Origin of the sequence: Pigmentiphaga daeguensis, from assembly GCF_039523035.1 — a bacterium.
Taxonomy (GTDB): Bacteria; Pseudomonadota; Gammaproteobacteria; order Burkholderiales; family Burkholderiaceae_B; genus Pigmentiphaga; species Pigmentiphaga daeguensis.
Window position 1 is genome coordinate 23,731 of sequence record NZ_BAAAEN010000004.1, and the last position, 18,081, is coordinate 41,811.

The 18,081-nt window shown below is 68.8% G+C and carries 18 protein-coding genes and 1 tRNA gene; 12 read left to right on the forward strand and 7 right to left on the reverse strand.

The genetic code is table 11. The features are described from left to right. Positions 1 to 107: 107 nt before the first annotated feature. Positions 108 to 2,189 (reverse strand): ATP-dependent helicase, encoded by a 2,082-nt coding sequence (locus ABD104_RS06860; RefSeq protein WP_279814148.1) that lies wholly within the window; start codon positions 2,187 to 2,189, stop codon positions 108 to 110. A 65-nt stretch (positions 2,190 to 2,254) separates the two neighbouring features. On the opposite strand from ABD104_RS06860, the gene ABD104_RS06865 reads away from it, so the two are divergent. Continuing rightward, the gene (locus ABD104_RS06865) at positions 2,255 to 3,163 is read left to right on the forward strand and encodes a DUF72 domain-containing protein (RefSeq protein WP_343927315.1); all 909 of its coding nucleotides are present in this window, start codon (positions 2,255 to 2,257) and stop codon (positions 3,161 to 3,163) included. On the opposite strand, the gene ABD104_RS06870 is transcribed toward ABD104_RS06865, so the two are convergent. Continuing rightward, the gene (locus ABD104_RS06870; protein WP_243724555.1) at positions 3,151 to 4,011 is read right to left on the reverse strand and encodes an IclR family transcriptional regulator; all 861 of its coding nucleotides are present in this window, start codon (positions 4,009 to 4,011) and stop codon (positions 3,151 to 3,153) included. The genes ABD104_RS06865 and ABD104_RS06870 overlap by 13 nt on opposite strands. A gap of 95 nt (positions 4,012 to 4,106) precedes the next feature. On the opposite strand from ABD104_RS06870, the gene ABD104_RS06875 reads away from it, so the two are divergent. The 7 genes from ABD104_RS06875 (at position 4,107) to ABD104_RS06905 (ending at position 10,712) form a co-directional block, all read left to right on the forward strand. Beyond that, positions 4,107 to 5,441, forward strand: a complete 1,335-nt coding sequence (locus ABD104_RS06875) for a Rieske 2Fe-2S domain-containing protein (RefSeq protein ID WP_132979985.1) — start codon at positions 4,107 to 4,109, stop codon at positions 5,439 to 5,441. A 62-nt stretch (positions 5,442 to 5,503) separates the two neighbouring features. Next, a complete protein-coding gene (locus tag ABD104_RS06880; RefSeq protein WP_165963199.1) occupies positions 5,504 to 6,478 on the forward strand; it encodes a Bug family tripartite tricarboxylate transporter substrate binding protein in 975 nt (324 codons plus the stop codon). A gap of 3 nt (positions 6,479 to 6,481) precedes the next feature. Then, positions 6,482 to 7,261, forward strand: coding sequence for an HpcH/HpaI aldolase family protein (locus tag ABD104_RS06885; protein WP_087839349.1), 780 nt, complete (start codon positions 6,482 to 6,484; stop codon positions 7,259 to 7,261). Continuing rightward, on the forward strand, positions 7,258 to 8,235 hold the full coding sequence (locus ABD104_RS06890; RefSeq protein WP_343927316.1) for a thiamine pyrophosphate-dependent dehydrogenase E1 component subunit alpha: 978 nt from the start codon (positions 7,258 to 7,260) through the stop codon (positions 8,233 to 8,235). Before ABD104_RS06885 ends, ABD104_RS06890 begins: the two co-directional genes overlap by 4 nt. Continuing rightward, a complete protein-coding gene (locus tag ABD104_RS06895) occupies positions 8,228 to 9,259 on the forward strand; it encodes an alpha-ketoacid dehydrogenase subunit beta (RefSeq protein WP_338618571.1) in 1,032 nt (343 codons plus the stop codon). Before ABD104_RS06890 ends, ABD104_RS06895 begins: the two co-directional genes overlap by 8 nt. Beyond that, on the forward strand, positions 9,256 to 10,245 hold the full coding sequence (locus ABD104_RS06900; protein WP_343927317.1) for an NAD(P)H-quinone oxidoreductase: 990 nt from the start codon (positions 9,256 to 9,258) through the stop codon (positions 10,243 to 10,245). Before ABD104_RS06895 ends, ABD104_RS06900 begins: the two co-directional genes overlap by 4 nt. Continuing rightward, positions 10,245 to 10,712: a nuclear transport factor 2 family protein gene (locus tag ABD104_RS06905; RefSeq protein ID WP_165963198.1), complete on the forward strand. Its 468-nt coding sequence runs from the start codon at positions 10,245 to 10,247 to the stop codon at positions 10,710 to 10,712. The genes ABD104_RS06900 and ABD104_RS06905 overlap by 1 nt, the downstream gene beginning before the upstream one ends. A gap of 15 nt (positions 10,713 to 10,727) precedes the next feature. Here ABD104_RS06905 and ABD104_RS06910 read toward each other — a convergent pair whose 3' ends face one another. Further along, the gene (locus ABD104_RS06910) at positions 10,728 to 12,005 is read right to left on the reverse strand and encodes a c-type cytochrome (RefSeq protein ID WP_087839344.1); all 1,278 of its coding nucleotides are present in this window, start codon (positions 12,003 to 12,005) and stop codon (positions 10,728 to 10,730) included. Beyond that, positions 12,002 to 12,730 carry a c-type cytochrome gene (locus ABD104_RS06915; RefSeq protein WP_425543317.1) on the reverse strand — a complete coding sequence of 243 codons (729 nt, stop codon included), beginning with the start codon at positions 12,728 to 12,730 and terminating at the stop codon, positions 12,002 to 12,004. Before ABD104_RS06915 ends, ABD104_RS06910 begins: the two co-directional genes overlap by 4 nt. A 285-nt stretch (positions 12,731 to 13,015) precedes the next feature. Between ABD104_RS06915 and ABD104_RS06920 the strand changes: the two genes are divergently transcribed. Together ABD104_RS06920 and ABD104_RS06925 are read left to right on the forward strand one after the other, a co-directional pair. Further along, positions 13,016 to 13,270, forward strand: a complete 255-nt coding sequence (locus ABD104_RS06920; RefSeq protein WP_087839342.1) for a type II toxin-antitoxin system RelE family toxin — start codon at positions 13,016 to 13,018, stop codon at positions 13,268 to 13,270. Then, positions 13,254 to 13,580, forward strand: coding sequence for a helix-turn-helix domain-containing protein (locus ABD104_RS06925; RefSeq protein WP_338618567.1), 327 nt, complete (start codon positions 13,254 to 13,256; stop codon positions 13,578 to 13,580). Before ABD104_RS06920 ends, ABD104_RS06925 begins: the two co-directional genes overlap by 17 nt. A gap of 16 nt (positions 13,581 to 13,596) precedes the next feature. On the opposite strand, the gene ABD104_RS06930 is transcribed toward ABD104_RS06925, so the two are convergent. The 3 genes from ABD104_RS06930 to ABD104_RS06940 all read right to left on the reverse strand — a co-directional run bounded on the left by ABD104_RS06930 (position 13,597) and on the right by ABD104_RS06940 (position 15,209). Further along, positions 13,597 to 13,800, reverse strand: coding sequence for a hypothetical protein (locus tag ABD104_RS06930; RefSeq protein WP_087839340.1), 204 nt, complete (start codon positions 13,798 to 13,800; stop codon positions 13,597 to 13,599). 286 nt (positions 13,801 to 14,086) lie between these two features. Then, a tRNA-Arg gene (locus ABD104_RS06935) sits at positions 14,087 to 14,163 on the reverse strand. 74 nt (positions 14,164 to 14,237) lie between these two features. Continuing rightward, positions 14,238 to 15,209 carry a LysR family transcriptional regulator gene (locus ABD104_RS06940; RefSeq protein ID WP_343927318.1) on the reverse strand — a complete coding sequence of 324 codons (972 nt, stop codon included), beginning with the start codon at positions 15,207 to 15,209 and terminating at the stop codon, positions 14,238 to 14,240. Between the two features lie 99 nt (positions 15,210 to 15,308). Between ABD104_RS06940 and ABD104_RS06945 the strand changes: the two genes are divergently transcribed. Both ABD104_RS06945 and ABD104_RS06950 read left to right on the forward strand, forming a co-directional pair. After that, positions 15,309 to 16,778 (forward strand): carboxylesterase/lipase family protein, encoded by a 1,470-nt coding sequence (locus ABD104_RS06945; protein ID WP_343927319.1) that lies wholly within the window; start codon positions 15,309 to 15,311, stop codon positions 16,776 to 16,778. 23 nt (positions 16,779 to 16,801) lie between these two features. Continuing rightward, positions 16,802 to 18,070 (forward strand): MFS transporter, encoded by a 1,269-nt coding sequence (locus ABD104_RS06950; protein ID WP_343927320.1) that lies wholly within the window; start codon positions 16,802 to 16,804, stop codon positions 18,068 to 18,070. Positions 18,071 to 18,081: the final 11 nt, after the last annotated feature.

The window sequence follows — 18,081 nt, forward strand, 5'->3', positions numbered from 1 at the left end:
CGCTGGCCGGCTCGACGGCTGGAAAAATGGCGGCGGAACACGCGTATCCGCCTGTCTGGTGGCTATTATTTCATACTTAAAATATTTTTGCGTCAAGCATTTGGCGCCTAGCGCCAGGCGTTGCGCATGCGGCTGGCGATGTCGATCCGGACCGCCGGCTGGGCCGCCGGCGCGGCTGCCGGCATGCCCTGCCTGGCCTTGGGGAGGATCTCGAACAGCGGCAGCATGCGCTCCGGGATGAAGCGGCTGCGCGTGCCATAGACGTGGCGGTCGCCCATTCCGCTCTGCTGGTGCACGTAGAAGCGCTGGGGTACGACCAGTTGCAGGTCTTCCTTGGCGCGGGTCATGGCCACGTACAGCAGCCGCCGCTCTTCTTCGATCTCGTCGGCATCGCCGGTGCTCATGTCCGACGGTATGCAGCCATCGACCACGTTCAGCACGTAGACGGCCTTCCATTCCTGCCCCTTGGCCGAATGGATGGTGGACAGGATGAGATAGTCCTCGTCCAGCAGCGGCTGCCCCGACTGCGCGCTGGTGGCGTCGGGCGGATCCAGCGTCAGTTCGGTCAGGAACTGTTCGCGCGATCCGTAGGTGCCGGCGATGCGTGCCAGCTGCTCCAGGTCGGCCTGGCGCACGACAGCGTCGTCGTACAGCCGCTGCAGATGCGGGCCGTACCACCGCAGCGCGAGGTCCAGGTGCGCGGGCCAGGCCAGGCCGGGGTCGCTGAGCGCCACGAAGGTCTCGGCGAAGGATTTCCAGTCTTCCGCGGCGGCGGCCGGCGGGGAAAAATCGGCCAGCGCCTGCACCGCGGACCCGGCCCCGGCCATGGCATCGAGCAGTCGAGCGGCGTTGGCCGGGCCGATGCCGGGCATGAGCTGCGCCACCCGGAAGCCGGACAGCCGGCCCAGCGGATTGGCCGCCCAGCGCAGCAGGGCCAGCACGTCCTTCACGTGCGCGGCTTCGAGGAATTTCAGGCCGCCGAACTTGACGAAGGGGATGTTGCGGCGGGTGAGTTCGAGTTCCAGCCCGGCGCTGTGGCTGGCCGAGCGGAACAGCACCGCCTGCGACATCAGCCGCACGCCGGTCTCGCGCCGCGCCAGGATCTGGTCCGCCACCCATCGCGCCTGCCCCGGCTCGTCGCTGACGTAGACCAGTTGCGGCCGCTGCGACGAGGCGCGGTCGGTCCAGAGCTGCTTGGCGTGGCGCTCGGGCGCCGCGGCGATGACCGCGTTGGAGGCATCCAGGATGGGCTGGGTCGAACGGTAGTTGCGGTCCAGCGTGACGACGTGCGCGGGGCGCGAGAACTGCGAGGGGAAATCCAGGATGTTGCGCACGGTGGCGGCGCGGAACGAATAGATGGACTGGGCGTCGTCCCCCACCACCGTCAGGCCGCGGCCGTCCGGCTTCATGGCCAGCAGGATCTCCGCCTGCAGGCGGTTGGTGTCCTGGTATTCGTCGACCAGCACGTGGTCGAAGGTCGCGCCCAGCTCGGCGGCGATGGCGGGCTCCTTCGTCATCTCGGCCCAATAAAGCAGCAGGTCGTCGTAGTCCAGCACGTGCTGGTCCTGCTTGGCCTGCACGTAGGCGCCGAATAGCGTCTTCAGTTGCTCCTCCCATTGGGCGCACCAGGGAAAGTGCCGGGCCAGCACGCCGTGCAGCGGCGCCTGGCTGTTGACCGCGCGCGAATAGATGGCCAGGCAGGTGCCCTTCAGGGGAAAGCGGGACTTGGTACCCGAGAACCCCAGCTCGTGCCGCGCGAAGCCCATCAGGTCCTCGGCGTCGCCGCGGTCGTGGATGGTGAAGGCGTCGGACAGGCCGATGCGCGAGGCGTAGTCGCGCAGCAGCCGCGCGCCCACGGCGTGGAAGGTGCCGGCCCAGGGCAGCGACGGCGGCTGCCCGCCCATGCCCAGCACGGCCTGCATCACGCGGCCCGCGCGGCGCTCCATTTCGATGGCGGCGCGGCGCGAGAACGTCAGCAGCAGGATCCGGTGCGGATCGGCCCCCTTCAGGACCAGGTTGGCCACCCGGTGGGCCAGCGTGCTGGTCTTGCCCGAGCCTGCGCCGGCGATGACCAGCAGCGGTCCGCAACGGTCGGCGTCGGCGCCCGTGCCGTACTCGACGGCCTCGCGCTGGCGGGGGTTCAGGTCGGCCCAGGGATCGTGGGCCGGCGTGTCGGGGACATGTGACATGGGACGCAGGAAAACTGTATATTCATCCAGTATAAACGCCCCTCCCCTCCTTCGGATTTCCCGCCATGGCCGTGCGTGTCGGCACTTCGTCCTGGACCGATCCCACCCTGCTGGCCTGCGGCCGCTTCTATCCCGCCTCCGCCCGCACGGCCGAGGACCGGCTGCGCTTCTATGCCTCGCGCTTCCCCCTGGTCGAGGTGGACAGCAGCTACTACCGCCTGCCCGCCGCGCGCACGGCGTATCTGTGGACCCGGCGCACGCCGCCGGACTTCGTCTTCCACCTGAAGGCCTTCCGGCTGTTCACCGGACACCTGACCCCGGTCGCGGCGCTGCCGGCCGACATCGCCGCCGAACTCCCGTCCGGTGCCCGCGTCGTCGACCATGCCACCCTGCCGGGCGAATTGCGCGACGAATTGTGGAGCCGCTTCCTGCAAGGCCTGGAGCCGCTGCGCCAGAGCGGCCAGCTGGCGGCGGTCCATTTCCAGTACGCGCCCCGGGTGCGCAACAACGCCGCCGGCCGCGCCCTGGTCCGCGATTGCGCGCGCCGCATGGAGGACCAGGTGCACGCGGTGGAATTCCGCCATCGCGGCTGGCTGGACCCGGCGGGCCGGCCCGGCACGCTGGCATTGCTGCGCGAACTGGGCGCGGCCCACACCGTGGTCGACAGCCCGGACCAGTACGTGAACAGCGTACCCGCCGTCTGGGCCGCCACGCGCCCCGACCTGGCGGTGGTGCGCCTGCACGGGCGCAACAGCCAGGCCTGGAACCGCCGGCGCCTTGCCGCCTCGTCGGGCCGCTTCGTCTACGAATACACGCCCGAGGAACTGGAGCGCATCGCCGAGCTGGTGCGTCGGCTCACCAAGGCCGCGGCCAACGTCCACGTGCTGTTCAACACCAACTTCGAGGACCAGGGCGTGCGCAACGCGGCGGCATTCGACGATACCCTGCGGCGGCGGCCGCGTCAGACCGCGTAGCTGCTGCGGCGCACCTGCGCCACCATTTCCACCAGCCTGGGCGCCAGCCCTTCCTCCACGCTTTGCCGCGAGGCGCGAAAGCGCGGAATGACCGCGTTGAACACGATCAGCTCGCCGTCGCGCAGCCGGCCCATGGGCACGCCCACCGCATAGTGGTCGGGGTGCTGCTCGCCGTAGACGCTGCAAAACCCCTTCTTGGCGAAGGCCTCGACCGAGCGCGCCGCATGATCCTGGTGCTCGGCCCACATGCGCGGCGTCTTGACCCGGATCTCGTTCAGCAGCTTCTGCCGTTCGACCGGCTCGCACCCCGAGATGAAGGCATGGCCGATGGCGGTCGAGACGATGGGAAAGCGCAGGCCGATGTCCGAGAGCTGCGGCGCGAAAGAACTCGTGATGCGGCTCGTCTCCACATAGACGATGCTGAGTCGGTCGCGTATGCCCATCGACACCGAGCAGTTCATCGACTCGGCCAGCACGTTCATCAGCGGGCGGGCCAACTGGCGCAAGGTGATCGAGGCCAGCAGCGGGTAGCCCAGCGACACCACGCCCGGCGCCAGGCGGTACTTGCCCGACAGCGTGTCGGGCCGCAGGTAGCCCAGCTTCACCAGGGTGTAGGTGAAGCGCGAGATGGTCGGCGGCGACAGGCCGGTGCGCCGCGCCAGCTCCTTGTTGCCCAGCGCCGGCTCGAGCGGCGTGAAGCAGCGCAGGATCTGCATCCCCCTGGCCAGGGTGGAGGCGAACAGCCGGTCGCCCTCGTGCGCCTCGTAGGCGTCGAACTCGATGTCGCTGGGCTCCTCGTCGATCTGGTAGGGATTGCGCGGCATGGCGTTCCAGGGCGTATTCGGCATTGCAGAATGCTATTCAAAATATCCGAACTTCCCTACCAGCGATTTCCCGCACGGCACGACACTTCCTGCACGAACACCAAGGAGACGGCCACATCATGCTGAGCGCGGAAGACAACGAACTGATCACCCGTTCCGGTCCCGGCACCCCCGCCGGCCGCCTGTTGCGCCAGTTCTGGGTGCCGGTCCTGCTGTCCGAGGAACTGCCGGAGCCGGACTGTCCGCCCAAGCGCATCAAGGTATTGGGCGAGGACTTGCTGGCCTTTCGCGACAGCAGCGGACGCGTCGGCGTGGTCGATCCGGTCTGTCCGCACCGCGGCGCCAATCTCTACTACGGCCGCAACGAACACGCGGGGCTGCGCTGCGTGTTCCATGGCTGGAAGTTCGACGTGGACGGACGCTGCCTGGACATGCCCACCATGCCGGCCGATTCGCCCTACCGCGATCGCATCCGCCTGAAGGCCTATCCCGCGCGGGAGTGGGGCGAATGCGTCTGGGCCTACATGGGGCCGGCCGCCGAACCGCCCCCGCTGCCGAAGCTGGCCTTCGCGCTGGTGCCGCCCTCGCACCGCTACGTCAGCAAGAAGTGGCAGGACTGCAACTGGCTGCAATGCGTCGAGGGCGCGCTGGACACGACCCATTTCTCGTTCCTGCACATGCTGTTGGGTACGGAAGAAGCCGGGACGGCCGAAGCGGTGATGGAACGGATCAAGCACGCCGCGCTGGGCGCGCAGGCCGTGCGCAACGACCGCTTCAAATGGGTGCGCGACGATCCCATGCCGGCCTTCTCGGTGGACGAGTTCCCCGCCGGCCTGGTGGTGGGCGGGGCGCGCAAGGCCGACGGCGACGATCTGTACTGGCGCATCGCCCACTACCTGGTCCCCAACCATGCGCTGGCGCCCAGCGCGTTTCCCGGCGAGAACTACCATGGGCAGACCTTCGTGCCCGTGAACGACACCTCGTGCTGGATCTACACCTACACCTGGAACCCGGACCGGCCGCTGACCGAGGAAGAGCGGGAGGCGGCGCGTCAGGGACACACCATCCACGCCCAGGTGGACGAGCACTACGTGCCCTACCGGAACCTGCGCAACGACTACCTGATCGATCGCGAGGACCAGAAGCACAACAGCTTCACCGGCATCCAGGGCGTGTCCGAGCAGGACGCCGCCATCCAGGACAGCCAAGGACCGATCGCCGACCGCACGCGGGAACACCTCGGTCCCACCGACCTGGGCATCGTGCGCATGCGCCGCCTGCTGCTGGGCCTGATCCGCGACGAGATGGCGGGCAGGACGCCCCAGGCGCTGTCCCACCCGGACGAGTACGCCGTGTTGTCCGGCGGCTGGGTCGCGCACAAATCCAAGGCGCTGGGCGAAGTCATGACCGAGCGCTTCGGCAACCCCCACGGCTACGTCGGGCAGGAGCGATGACCCGCTGATTTCCCTCAAGCGTGAAGCGGCGCGGACACAGCGCCGCCATACCGGAGACGATGATGAGACTACTCAAGCTGCTCGCGGCAACGAGCGCAGTGCTGTCCTGCGCTCTGGCAACACCGGGCGCGCACGCCCAGAACTACCCGGTCAAACCCATCAAGCTGGTGGTGCCCTACCCGCCCAGCGGCATCGGCGATACCGCCGCGCGCGACATCGCGCTGAATCTCGCGCAGCGCCTGGGGCAGCCGGTCATCGTCGAGAACAAGCCAGGCGCCAGCCAGATGATAGGCGCGGAGTTCGTGGCCAAGTCGCCGCCCGACGGCTACACGCTGTTCCTGGGCAGCCTGTCCAGCCTCGTGCTGAACATCGCGGCCCAGAAGAACCTGCCCTACGATCCCTTCAAGGATTTCGCGCCGGTATCGCTGGCTTTCACCACCCCGCTGTACCTGGTGGTCAATCCTTCCCTGCCGGTGAAGTCGGTGGCCGACCTCATCGCCTATGCCCGCGGCAATCCCGGCAAGCTGAGCTTCGGTTCGATAGGCGCGGGCAGCTCGCTGCACCTGACCGCGGAAATGTTCAAGTCCATGACCGGCACGGACATGGTCCACATTCCGTACAAGGGCAGCATGCCGGCGCTGAGCGACCTCGTCGGCGGCCAGATCCAGCTGGTGTTCGACGTCGGCACCTCGGCCCTGCCCCTGGTGCACGGCGGACGGCTGCGGGTGCTGGGCGTCACCAGCAAGACGCGCGCCAGCGGCACGCCCGACATCCCGCCCATCGCCGACACCGTGCCCGGCTTCGACGCCTCGTTCTGGTTCGGCATCGTCGCGCCGGCCGGCGTCCCCCAACCCATCGTCGACAAACTGTCGACCGAGCTGCGCGCCATCCTGCGCCAACCCGCGCTGCGCGAGAAATTCCGCAGCAGCGGCGTCGAGCTGACCGGCAGCACCCCTGCCGAGATGATGGCGCAAATGAAGGCCGACCTGCCGATCTGGCAGGAGGTCCAACGCAAGGCAGGCATTTCACCGGAGTAAGACATGACTTCATCCCCCGTGCAAAACCGCTTCAAGCGCCTGATCCAGTCCGGGCACCCCCAGTATGGACTGTTCTGTGTCTCCAACGCCTTGCAGACCGTGGAGGCGCTGGCGGACAGCGGTTTCGACTTCATCATGTTCGACCTGGAGCATTCGCCCCAGAGCATGCCCCACCTGCATGCCCAGTTCGCGGCGCTGGCGGCTGGCCACACGGCGGCCACGGTACGCGTCCCCATCCTGGAGCCCGCCTCGTTCAAGCAATACCTGGACCTGGGCGCGCAGGCGCTGATGGTGCCCAACATCTCGAACGCCGACGAAGCCCGCGCGGCCGTGCGCTACACCCGCTACCCGCCGGCGGGCGGCGTGCGCGGCCTGGGCGGCACCATGCGCGCCACGCGCTATGGCCGGGACAAGGAATACTACGCGCGCGCCGCGCAGGAGACCTGCCTGCTGGCGCAGATCGAGACGCGCGAGGCCATGGCCAACCTGGACGCGATCTGCCGCGTGGAAGGCGTGGACATGGTGTTCTTCGGGCCGACCGACCTGTCGGCCGACATGGGGCACATGGGGCAGCCCAACCATCCCGAGGTGGTCGAAGCCATCGAGCAAGGGATACGGCGCGCGGTGGCCCTGGGCATGCCGGCCGGCGTGCTGGCGGGATCCCCGGAATGCGAACGCTACGTCGCGGCAGGCGCCACGGTGGTCATCGTCGGCTCTGACCTGTCGCTGCTGGTGCGCACGGCCGACGCCCTGGCCGCCAAGCACGTGCAGGCCGCCCGATGAGCCTCCAGGCGACATCCGGCGACGGGCCGTTCGCGCGCGAACTCGCGGCCCTGGACACCATGCTGCGCATCCGCCTGCTCGAGGAAAAGATCACCGAGCTGCGCAAGGCGCAATCCATCCAGGGCTCGGTCCACCTGTGCATCGGCCAGGAAGCCATCTACGCGGGCTCGTGCCAGGCGCTGCGGGCGGACGACCCGGTGTTCTCCACCTATCGCGGCCACGGGTGGGCGCTGGCGCGCGGCGTGCCGGCGCAAGGGATACTGGCCGAGCTGCTGGGCCGCGAAACCGGCGTATGCCGGGGGCGCGGCGGATCGGCCATGTTCAGCGCCGCCGACCACGGTTTCTACGGCGAGAACTCCATCGTCGGCGCCGGTGCCCCGATCGCCTGCGGCGCCGCGCTGGCCTCGGCGCTGCGCGGCGAGGAACGCGTGGCACTGACCGCGTTCGGCGACGGCGCCATGAATCAGGGCGCCATCCACGAGGCGATGAACTTCGCCGCCTACCGCAACCTGCCGGTGCTGTTCATCTGCGAGAACAACACCTATGCGGAACTGACGCCGGTGGCCGAGACCGTGCGCGATGCCGAACTGCACAAGCGGGCCGCCGCCTACGGCATGCCCGGGGAACGGGTGGACGGCAACGACGTGGCCGCGGTGCGCGACTGCGTGGCCCATCACGCGGCGCGCGCCCGCGCGGGGCAAGGCCCGGCGCTGATCGAGATGATGACCCAGCGGCTGGTCGGCCACTACTACGGCGACCTGCAGGGCTACCGGCCGCGCGGCGAACTGGCCGAGGCCCGGCAGCGCGAACCCATCGCGCGCCTGCGGCAGCGCCTTGCGGCGGACGGCGTGGCGGCCGATGCCCTGGCCGCGCTGGAAGCGGCCGCCGCGGCCGACATCGCACGCGCGGCCGACGCGGCGCTGGCCGCGCCCCTGGCCGATCCCGCCACCGTCATGGAGCACCTGTATGCCTGAAGCTTCTTGTTCCACGGGAGTCGCCCAGCTCAGTTTCGGCAAGGCGGTGAACGCCGCGCTGGCCCGCGCGCTGGAGGAGATGCCCGAGGTGGTCGTGTATGGCGAGGACGTCGGCAAGCCCGGCGGCGTCTTCGGCGTGACCAAGGACCTGCAGCGACAGGCCGGCGCCGCGCGCGTGTTCGATACCCCCATCAGCGAGACCGCCATGCTGGGCGTGGCGGTGGGCGCGGCCATGAGCGGCCTGCGGCCCGTGGTCGAGATCATGTGGATAGATTTCAGCCTGGTCGCCATGGACCAGCTCGTGAACCAGGCCGCCAACGTGCGCTACGTCTCGGCCGGCCGGCTGGCCGCGCCGCTGACCGTGCGCACCCAGCAGGGCGCCACGCCCGGTTCGTGCGCCCAGCACTCGCAGAACCTGGAAGCGCTGTACGCCCACATACCGGGGCTGCGCGTGGGCATTCCGGCCACCGCGCAGGATGCCTACGACATGCTGCTGGCCGCCATCCGCTGCGACGACCCGACCCTGGTCATAGAGAGCCGCGCCATATACCACGGCGACCCGCAGCCCGTCAGCCTGGGAGGGCCCATCGAGGATGCCCGGGGAGCCCGCGTGGCACGGCCCGGCCGCGACCTCACCCTGGTGGCCTGGGGCGCCATACTGTTCCCGGCGCTGGAGGCTGCCGCGCAATTGGCGCGCGAAGGCATCGAGGCCGAAGTGATCAACGCACGCTGGATCGCCCCTTTCGACTGGCCCGCCCTGCTGGCCAGCGCCGGCCGTACCGGCCGCCTGCTGGTCGTGCACGAGGCCAACGTGACCGGCGGCTTCGGCGCCGAGATCGCGGCCCGCGTGCAGGACGAGCTGTTCGGCTGCCTGCACGCGCCCGTGCGGCGCCTGGGCGTGGCCGACTGCCGCATCCCCGCGGCGCCGCACCTGCAGGCCGCGCTCATCCCCGACGCCGGCCGCATCGCCCAGGCCGCGCGCGAACTCGTGGGCGGACAGCGGAACAGGAGGACCCGGCCATGAGCACGCTGCGCTACATCGACCACGGCAAAGGCGGACCGCCCGGCGTCCTGCGCATGGCCGAAGGCACCGTGCCCGCCCCCGGTCCGGGCGAGGTACTGATCGAAGTGGCCTTCGCCGGCGTCAACCGGCCCGATTGCGCCCAGCGCGTCGGCCGCTATCCGCCGCCTCCGGGCGCCTCGCCCATCCTGGGCCTGGAAGTCTCGGGCCGCGTCGCCGCCGTCGGCCCCGGCGTCGAACGGTGGCGCGCGGGCGACATGGTCTGCGCCTTGACGCCGGGCGGCGGCTACGCCAGCCATTGCCTCGCCCCGGCCGAACACTGCCTGCCGGTGCCGGCCGGCTTCTCGCTGGAACAGGCCGCGGCCCTGCCCGAAACCTGCTTCACCGTCTGGGACAACCTGTTTTCGCGGGCACGCCTGCAGCCCGGCGAGAACCTGCTGGTCCACGGCGGTTCGAGCGGCATAGGCGTTACCGCGATCCAGATGGCCAAGGCCCTCGGCGCCCGTGTGCTGGCCACCGTGGGCACGCCGGAGAAGGCCGCCTTCTGCCGGATGCTGGGCGCCGACCTGGCGATCGACTACCGGAACGAGGACTTCGTACGACAGGCGCTGGCCTTCACCCAGGAACGCGGCGTCGACGTCGTGCTGAACATGGTGGGCGGCCCCTATGTCGCCCGCGACCTCGAGGCCCTGGCGCTGGACGGCCGCATCGCGCTGATCGCCTTCATGGGCGGTCCCGAGGCGATGCTGCCCATCCCCGCCCTGCTGCGCAAGCGCGCCACGTTGACCGGCTCCACGCTGCGGCCCCGCTCGGTCGCCCTGAAGGCCGCGATCGCCCGCGAGCTGGAACGCCATTGGTGGCCCCGGCTGGCGGCCGGACAAGGCACGCCCGCCATCGACAGCGTCATTCCATGGACCGACGCGGCGCGTGCGCACGAACGCATGGAAAGCAGCGCCCACACCGGCAAGATCGTGCTCGCGGTGAACTGATGCCCACCCAACCTTCCAAGGACCCGACCGCCATGGCGACCTCCGAACTCGAGACCGCGTGGGCGTGCAGCCGCGTGGTGCACGACTTCTTCCACCACTACGACCACTGGCGCTATGGGCGCATGCTGGACCTGTATACGCCCGATGGCGTCTGGCACCGCGCCGGCGCCGCGCTGCGCGGCCATGCCCGCATCCTGGAGGAACTGGAACGCCGCCCGCGCAACCAGCGGGTCGCCCACGTCGTGACCAACCTGCGCGTGGAGCCGGCCACGGCCTCGACGGCCAGTGCGACCTACTACCTGACGGTGTATCGCCACGCGGGCGAGATCGCGGACGACGCGGCGGCGCCCATGGCCGGCCCCGCCATGCTGCTGGCCGGCACGGCCGGACTCGTGCACACCGCGCAAGGATGGAAATTCGACAGCCAGACGCTCACGCGCCGGTTCGAGGCCGGCCCGGCGCGCTGAACGCCGGACCGGGCCCTAGCGCACGGCCTCGCGCACCCGGCGCACCTCAGGCAGACTGACGGCGCTGGCCTGGTTGCCCCAGCTCTGCCGGATGAACGACACCACGGCCGCCACGTCCTGGTCGCCCAGCAACTGGCCGAACGGCGGCATGCCGTGCGGCTGCGGATTGCCCGCCGTGGCCGGCGCGAAACCGCCCGACAGCACCATGTGCACCGCATTGTCCGACGACGCGGCCACCACCGAGATATTGCCCGCCAGCGGCGGCCAGGCGGGCGGGCGCCCCTTGCCATCGGCGCCGTGGCACTGGGCACAGTGCTGTTCGTACAGCTTGCCGCCGATCTCCATCAACGCCGGCGCCGCGGCCGCGGACACCGAGGCCGTATCGGTGCCGACCGCCGGCAGCGACTTCAGATAGACCGCCATCGCATCCAGGTCGGCGTCGTTCGCATACTGGAACCCTTGATGGACCGCCTCGGCCATCGGCCCCGCCGCGTGCGAACGTGGCGAAATGCCCGTCTTGAGCAGATCGACGACGTCCTGCCGGGTCCAGTCTCCCAGGCCGGTCACGCGGTCGCCCGTCAGCGGCGGCGCATACCAGGATTGCCCGCCGATCAGCGAACCGGCCAGCCCGGCATCCAGCGCCATCGCGCCCAGGCGATTGCGCGGCGTGTGGCACTCCGCGCAATGGGCCAGGCCCTGGACCAGATAGCGTCCGCGCAGCCAGGCCTCGGACGGCTCCGCCGGTGCCGGCTCGTCCGACGTCGGCCGGAAATAGAAGGCCCGCCACACCGCCACCAGCCAGCGCTGGTCATAGGGGAACTCTAGCTCGTGCGGCCGGTTCACCCGCGCCGCCGGCGGCAGCGAACGCAGATAGGCGAACAACGCGTCCGCGTCCGTGCGCGAGACGTGGCGATAGCTGGGATACGGAAAGGCCGGATACAGCAGGCTGCCATCCGGCGCCTTGCCCTGGTGCAACGCGCGCCAGAAATCATCGGCGCTCCACCTGCCCAGTCCGTGCTCCGGATCGGGCGTCAGGTTCGGGCCATAGAACGTGCCGAACGGCGTCGCCAGCGCACGGCCGCCGGCGAAGGCCTCGCCGCCGGGCGCGGTGTGGCACCCCACGCAATTGCCCAGGCGAGCCAGATAACGCCCGCGCTCGATCTGCTGCCCGCCATCCTCCGCGGCCATGGTCCGCGCAGGCGTGTCGTACTCCCGATGCCCCATCCAGAACACCGTCCCCACCGCCACGACGGCCACCGCCAGCACACCCAGCAGGAATCCGCGCTTGTTCATGGCCGGCTCCCCACATGCACCTGGCTGCCGCACTCCATCGGCATCGGCTCGGGCAGGCTGGCGGCCGGCACCACTTCGCGCACCGGTTGCGAAGACAGCCATCCCGCCACCGCGCTGACGTCCTCGGGCGTCAGGCGACGCGCGATGTCTGCCATGCAATCGGGCGCGATCGCCTTGCGCAGGCCGTTGGTCCACGCGCCGAACTGCGAGCTCAGGTAGTCATGCGGCAGGCCCAGCAGCGCCGGCACCGCCGGCAACACACCGGACAGCGCCTGCCCATGGCAGGACACGCATGCGGGCACCCCGCGCGCACGATCGCCTTCCATCACGAGCTGCCGGCCATGCTCCAGCGTGGCGGCGGGCAGGCGCGATGGCTTGGGATCGGGATAAGGAGGATGCTGGTCCGAGAACCACACCGCGATCTGCTTCAGGTACTCGTCCGACATGTTCTCGAGCAAATGCTGCATGGGCCGGTACTGACGCTGGCCGGCGCGGAAATAGACGAGCTGGTTGTACAGGTAGTCGGCCGGCTTGCCGGCGATACGGGGGTAGTAGCCATCTGGCCCGGCGCGGCCCTGCTCGCCATGACAGGCCGTACAGGCCGCCATGCGTCCCGCCATGGTGCCCGGCTCGAGCTTCTCGGGCTGCTGGGCCGACAACGACGCCGACAGGGCCATCGCGGCAAGTCCCCCCAGGATTTTGTATTTGTAGTTGACGAATGGCATGGGTCAGTGGGGCAACGGCGTGAAACCGCGCCCCTGGGCAGCGTTTCGACACAGCCAGTGTACCCGGGGTTGGTGGAGAAACGCGGGGGGATGGGACGCGACCGATCGTCGCATGGGGACTTGCTCGGCATGGCGGCGGTCACGTGAAACTGGACCAAGATGTCCTTTGCCACGTTGTCGGCCATGTTCATCGTGGTTAATGATGCGCCGTCAGCTCGGCGGGTGACCTCGTCAAGCGCACTTGGACAGATCACGCATAAAACTTATAATTAACTTATAATACTAATGAATTCGATCGTCTGGACCCTGAAGGCCGCCAAGCAATTGCGCAAGATCAATCGGCCTCATCAGGCATCGATTCGTGATGGCATTTCCGCGCTGTCGGCAATGCCGGATTGTCAGAACATCAAGTCCCTGGTCAACCAACAGTATGGTTACCGCCTTCGAGTCGGGAACTACCGGATCTTCTTCGATTGGGACGGGGAGATCAGAATCATCGAAATCCAGGAGATAAAAAAGCGCGATGAACGCACGTATTAATATCCAGGTCATCAACGGCGCGGACGGCAAACCCGCCTTCGTGGTGATCCCTTACGGCGAATACATGGCGCAGCGCAACGTCGGCAAGGATTTGATTCCTCACGACGTAATCAGCCGAACCGTGGACGGCGCCACACCCGTTCGCGCGTGGCGCGAGCATCTCGGCTTTACGCAAGCTGAAGTGGCCGAGCGTCTGGGCATCAGCCAGTCCGCCTACGCTCAACAGGAAAGCAGCGAGCGTCTGCGCAAATCGACTCGGGAAAAAATTGCGGCAGCGCTGGGCATCAGCCCGGAACAGCTCAATTTCTAGCTATATATCGCACCCCCTACTTCGCCTGCTCCAACCCCCGATAGCTGTTGATGGTCGTCAAGGCCTGCGTGCGCGCCAGATTTTCGGTTTCGACCAGATCCTGCCATCTCGTCCAGCTGTGCGGATCAAGGATGTCGTTGTTTCCGAAATAGTCGTGGACTGCGACATGGGCCTCGTCCCAGACTCGCATCGCATCTTGAACGTCGTTGATAGTCAGCATGTCGGCCTCCTGGAAGGAGGAGACGGGGCAGCAACTGTCGTTCCTGGAAGAAAGCCAGGCCAGCCAGCCTCAACGAAAAAGCCACCCCTCGGGATGGCTTTGCTGTCTCTGGGCGCAACTCGGCCCGGATGCGCACGCACTGATGTCAGCCGATACCGCACGGCACGCCTGCGCGAGATTGATGCCATCCAAGCAGGCGGCGCCCCCAAATCTCCCAGGCAAAGAAAAACGGCTTGAGAGTCGTGGACCTCAAGCCGTTTAAATCCCTGATTTAACAGGGTAATTCTGGCGCGCCCGGCAGGATTCGAACCCACGACCCCTTGGTTCGTAGCCAAGTACTCTATCCAACTGAGCTACGGGCGCTGCAAAGAAATGAAATTATAGCGACACTTTTTTCGGCTTGCAAATCGAGGGCTGAAAAACCTGCAAACCCCGCATCAACCCCGGCCAGACGCCCGGCTTCGCCCCGCTCTGCCAGCCTGCTCCGCCCTGCCCCGTGACGTCTGCGAGACGTCGAAATGCGCGCCCGGCAGGCGCTGCACCAGCATGTCCAGGAAGGACCGGGCCGCGGTGGTCAGGGTCCTGCCCCCCGGATAGACGGCAAAGATGTTGACCGGCGGTGGCAGCCAGTCCTCCAGGACTCGCACCAGCCGGCCCCGGCGCAGTTCCTCCGCGCACAGGTCCAGGGGCAGTGCCGCGATGCCCAGGCCCTGGCGCGCCGCCTGCAACAGCGCCGACAGGTGGTAGGTGGTGAAGCGCGGTTCGAAGCGCACGACGCTGGTTTCGCGGCCGCGCCGAAGCCGCCATAGCCACTCGGTGGCCTTGCGCCCGAAGCCCAGGCAGGGCATGGCGGCCAGGCCGGACGGGTCCGCCAAGGTGTCCAGGCCGGGCAGGTCCGGGCTGGCCATCAGGGCGAAGGGGCTGGTGATCAGTTTGCGCGCGACGATGTCGGCGTCGGGCAGCGCTTCGAACGCGGGATAGATGACGAGGTCGGCCGAAACGAAGCGCGGATCGAAAATGAGCGCGCTGGCCTCGAAATGGAGCCGTACGTGGGGGTGAGCCAGCGCGAATTCGGTGGCCAGTCCTTCGACCGCGATCTCGCTCAGGTAGGGCGGCGCGATGACGTGCAGGGATCCGGTGGGCACGGCTTGCAGGCGTTCGGCCAGTGCCAGCAGCCTGTCGGCCTCGGCTGCCACCCGTGCGCATTGCCGGTAGCACTCCTGTCCGAAGCTGGTCAGCACGAACTGCCTGGGGCCACGGTGGAAGAGCGGCGCGCCCAGGCGGCGCTCCAGGTCGGCCAGCCTGCGCGCCAGCGTGGACTTGGCCACGCCCATCTGCCGTCCGGCGGGCGACAGGCCGCCATGGTCGACCACCATCTTGAACACGTACATGTCGTCCAGGCCGCGCATGGATTCGTTCCTTTTCCAGTACGTTGACGTTCCAATAACAGAACGAACTCGAGCAGTTTGCGATGCTACGCTTCCTTCACCACAAAGGGGAGCCATGCCATGAACCCGAACGATCCAAGCGTCGTGGACATGCCCTACGGTCGCCTGCTGGGCGCCCGCGAGGGCAAGGTGGTCCGTTTCCTGGGCGTGCCCTACGCCCTGCCCCCCACCGGCGGCCACCGCTTCGCGCCGCCCCGGCCACTGGCCGAAGGCGATGGCCGGTTCGACGCGACGGCGCCCGCGGCCATCCCGCCGCAGTTGCCGTCGAGGCTGGCCAAGGTCATGGGCGACTATCCCGCCCGGCAGGACGAGGACTGCCTGCACCTGGACATCTGGGTACCTATCGACCGCCCATCCCGCGCGCCGGTGTTCGTGTTCCTGCACGGCGGCGCCTTCATGACGGGCGGCGGTTCGCTGCCCTGCTACGACGGCGCCGTGCTGGCCGAGCGCACCGGCATGATCGTGGTCAACGTGACCTATCGCCTGGGCGTGCTGGGCTTCTTGCCCATTCCCGGGATCGCACCCGCCAACCTGGGGCTGCGCGACCAGATGGCCGCGCTGTCGTGGATACGGCGCGCCATCGGCGCGTTCGGCGGCGATCCTGCCAACGTCACGGTGGCGGGACAGTCGGCGGGCGCGTACTCGATCGCTGCGCTGCAGACCCGCGCGGACGGCCCCGAGTGGTTCGACCGCGCCATCATGATGAGCACGCCGCTGGGCGTGGCCTTGCAGGCGCCGGCGCAGAAGCGCGAAGTGGCGGACATGTTCACCCGCGCCGCGAGAATCGAGACCGCAACGCCGGACAACCTGTCGCGGCTGCCGGTGGACGCCATCCTGAAAGCCCAGTTGCAGGTACTGCGGCAGACCGTCCCGGCCAGCCCCGGGGAGGTCACGCCGCCATTCATGCCGACTGTCGACGGCGATGTCATCGCCGCTCCACCGCTGGCAGCCGCCGGGGCCGGCGCCTGGTGCGACACCATCATCGGCTACACGCGCGAAGAAAATGCCGCGTTCTATGTGGGCGACGCCGTCATGGGCGGCCTGCCGGCGGACACGGTGCGCGAGGTATATCACGCCCACTACGGGCAGGCAGGTGGCGAGCGGTATGAGCAGGCGCGCGCCAGCCGGGCGCCGGGCACGCCTCTCGCGGCGCTGACGGACCTGCGGTCACGCCTGGATTTCATCGAGCCTACGCTGGCGTATGCCCGCGCGTTGGCCGCCAAGGGCCGCGCGCCTTTCGTCTATCAGTTCGACTGGCAGTCGCCTACACCGGGCATCGGCGCGTGCCATTGCATCGATCTGCCCTTCCTGTTCGGCAACCTGGCCACCTGGCGGGACGCGCCCATGGTGGCTGGTGCCGACTCCGCCGAGCTTGCCGACCTCAGCCACGGTTTCCAGGACATCTGCGCCGCGTTTGCCCGCACCGGCGATCCCAATCGCGCGACGTTGCCGCCGTGGCCCAGCCATGGACAGGATGGCGCCGTTCTGCATATCGACCGCCTCATCCAGGCCCGGCACGCGCCGCGTTGAATCCCTTCTTCGCAAGGACCACCATGGACACTTCCTCCGCATCGGCCGCCACGTCCGGCGACGCTCCGCGTTCGCGCCTTGCCCGCATCGGTATCGTGGCGATCTGTTTCCTGGTCGTGCTGCTGGACGGCCTGGACACCACATCCATCGCCTTCGTCGCGCCGGCATTGGCGCGTGAATGGGGCCTGCCGCCCGCGGCGTTCACGCCGGCCTTCGTCGCCACCAGCGTGGGCGCCGTCGTGGGCTATGTGGCATGCGGTCCACTGGCCGGCCGCTGGGGACAACGCACGGTGGGCGGCCTGAGTGTCGCGATATTCGGCCTGGGCACGCTGCTGTCCGCCTGGTCGCCGGATGTTCCCGTGCTGGCGGCCCTGCGCTTCGTCGCGGCCGTGGGTCTGGGTGGCGCGCTGCCCGTGGCGGTGTCGGCTGCCGCCGGCGCGACGCCGGCCCGCTACAAGGAAACGGCGGCGATGCTGGTGGCGGCGGGACTGTCGGCGGGAGCCGTCATCGGCGGCATGGCCGGCGTGCCCTTGATGCGGCAGTACGGTTGGCACTCGGTGTTCTTGATAGGCGGCATCCTTCCGCTGGTGCTGCTGCCCTTATTCCTGAAGGTCCTTCCCGGCCGCGGCCCGGCAACCCGTGCCTCCCGGCCGGCCCAGGGCGGCAGCGTGGCGGCGCTGTTCGACCGCCGGTGGCGGCTGCGCACCTGGCTGCTCTGGCTGTTCGCCTTCCTGATCTTCCTGGACGCCTATGCTCTGACCTTCTGGATACCCACGCTGCTGGCCGAGTTCGGCTTCGGTCGCGCGCAGGCGCCGGCCGCGACGGCCGCCTTCGGCATGGGCGGCCTGCTGGGCAGCCTGGCGATGATGGCGCTGGTGGCGAAGCTGGGCGTCAAGCGGCTCCTGGCGATCACGACCTTGATCGCGATCGCTTCGATACTGGTCGTGAACCAGGTCGCGCTGGCGCCTGGGCAGGTGCTGGCCGTGATCGGCGGCATGGGCGCCGGCCTGATCACCGGGTGCGTGGGACAAAGCGCCCTGGCAGTGTCCTACTATCCGCCGGAACTCCGTACCACCGGCGTGGGCTGGGCCGCGGCCTCGGGCCGCATAGGTTCCATCGTCGGACCGGCGCTGGGTGGCCTGATGCTGGCGCTGAACTGGAGCCCCCGGGACATCGTGCTGACCGCGGTCGCGCCAGCGGCGGCCGCGCTGGCGGTGCTGGCCGTGCTGGCCTGGGTGGACCGGCGCCCGGATGCCGGCCATGCTCCGGCCCGTGCCACGTCCACCACCTGAGCCCTGACCGC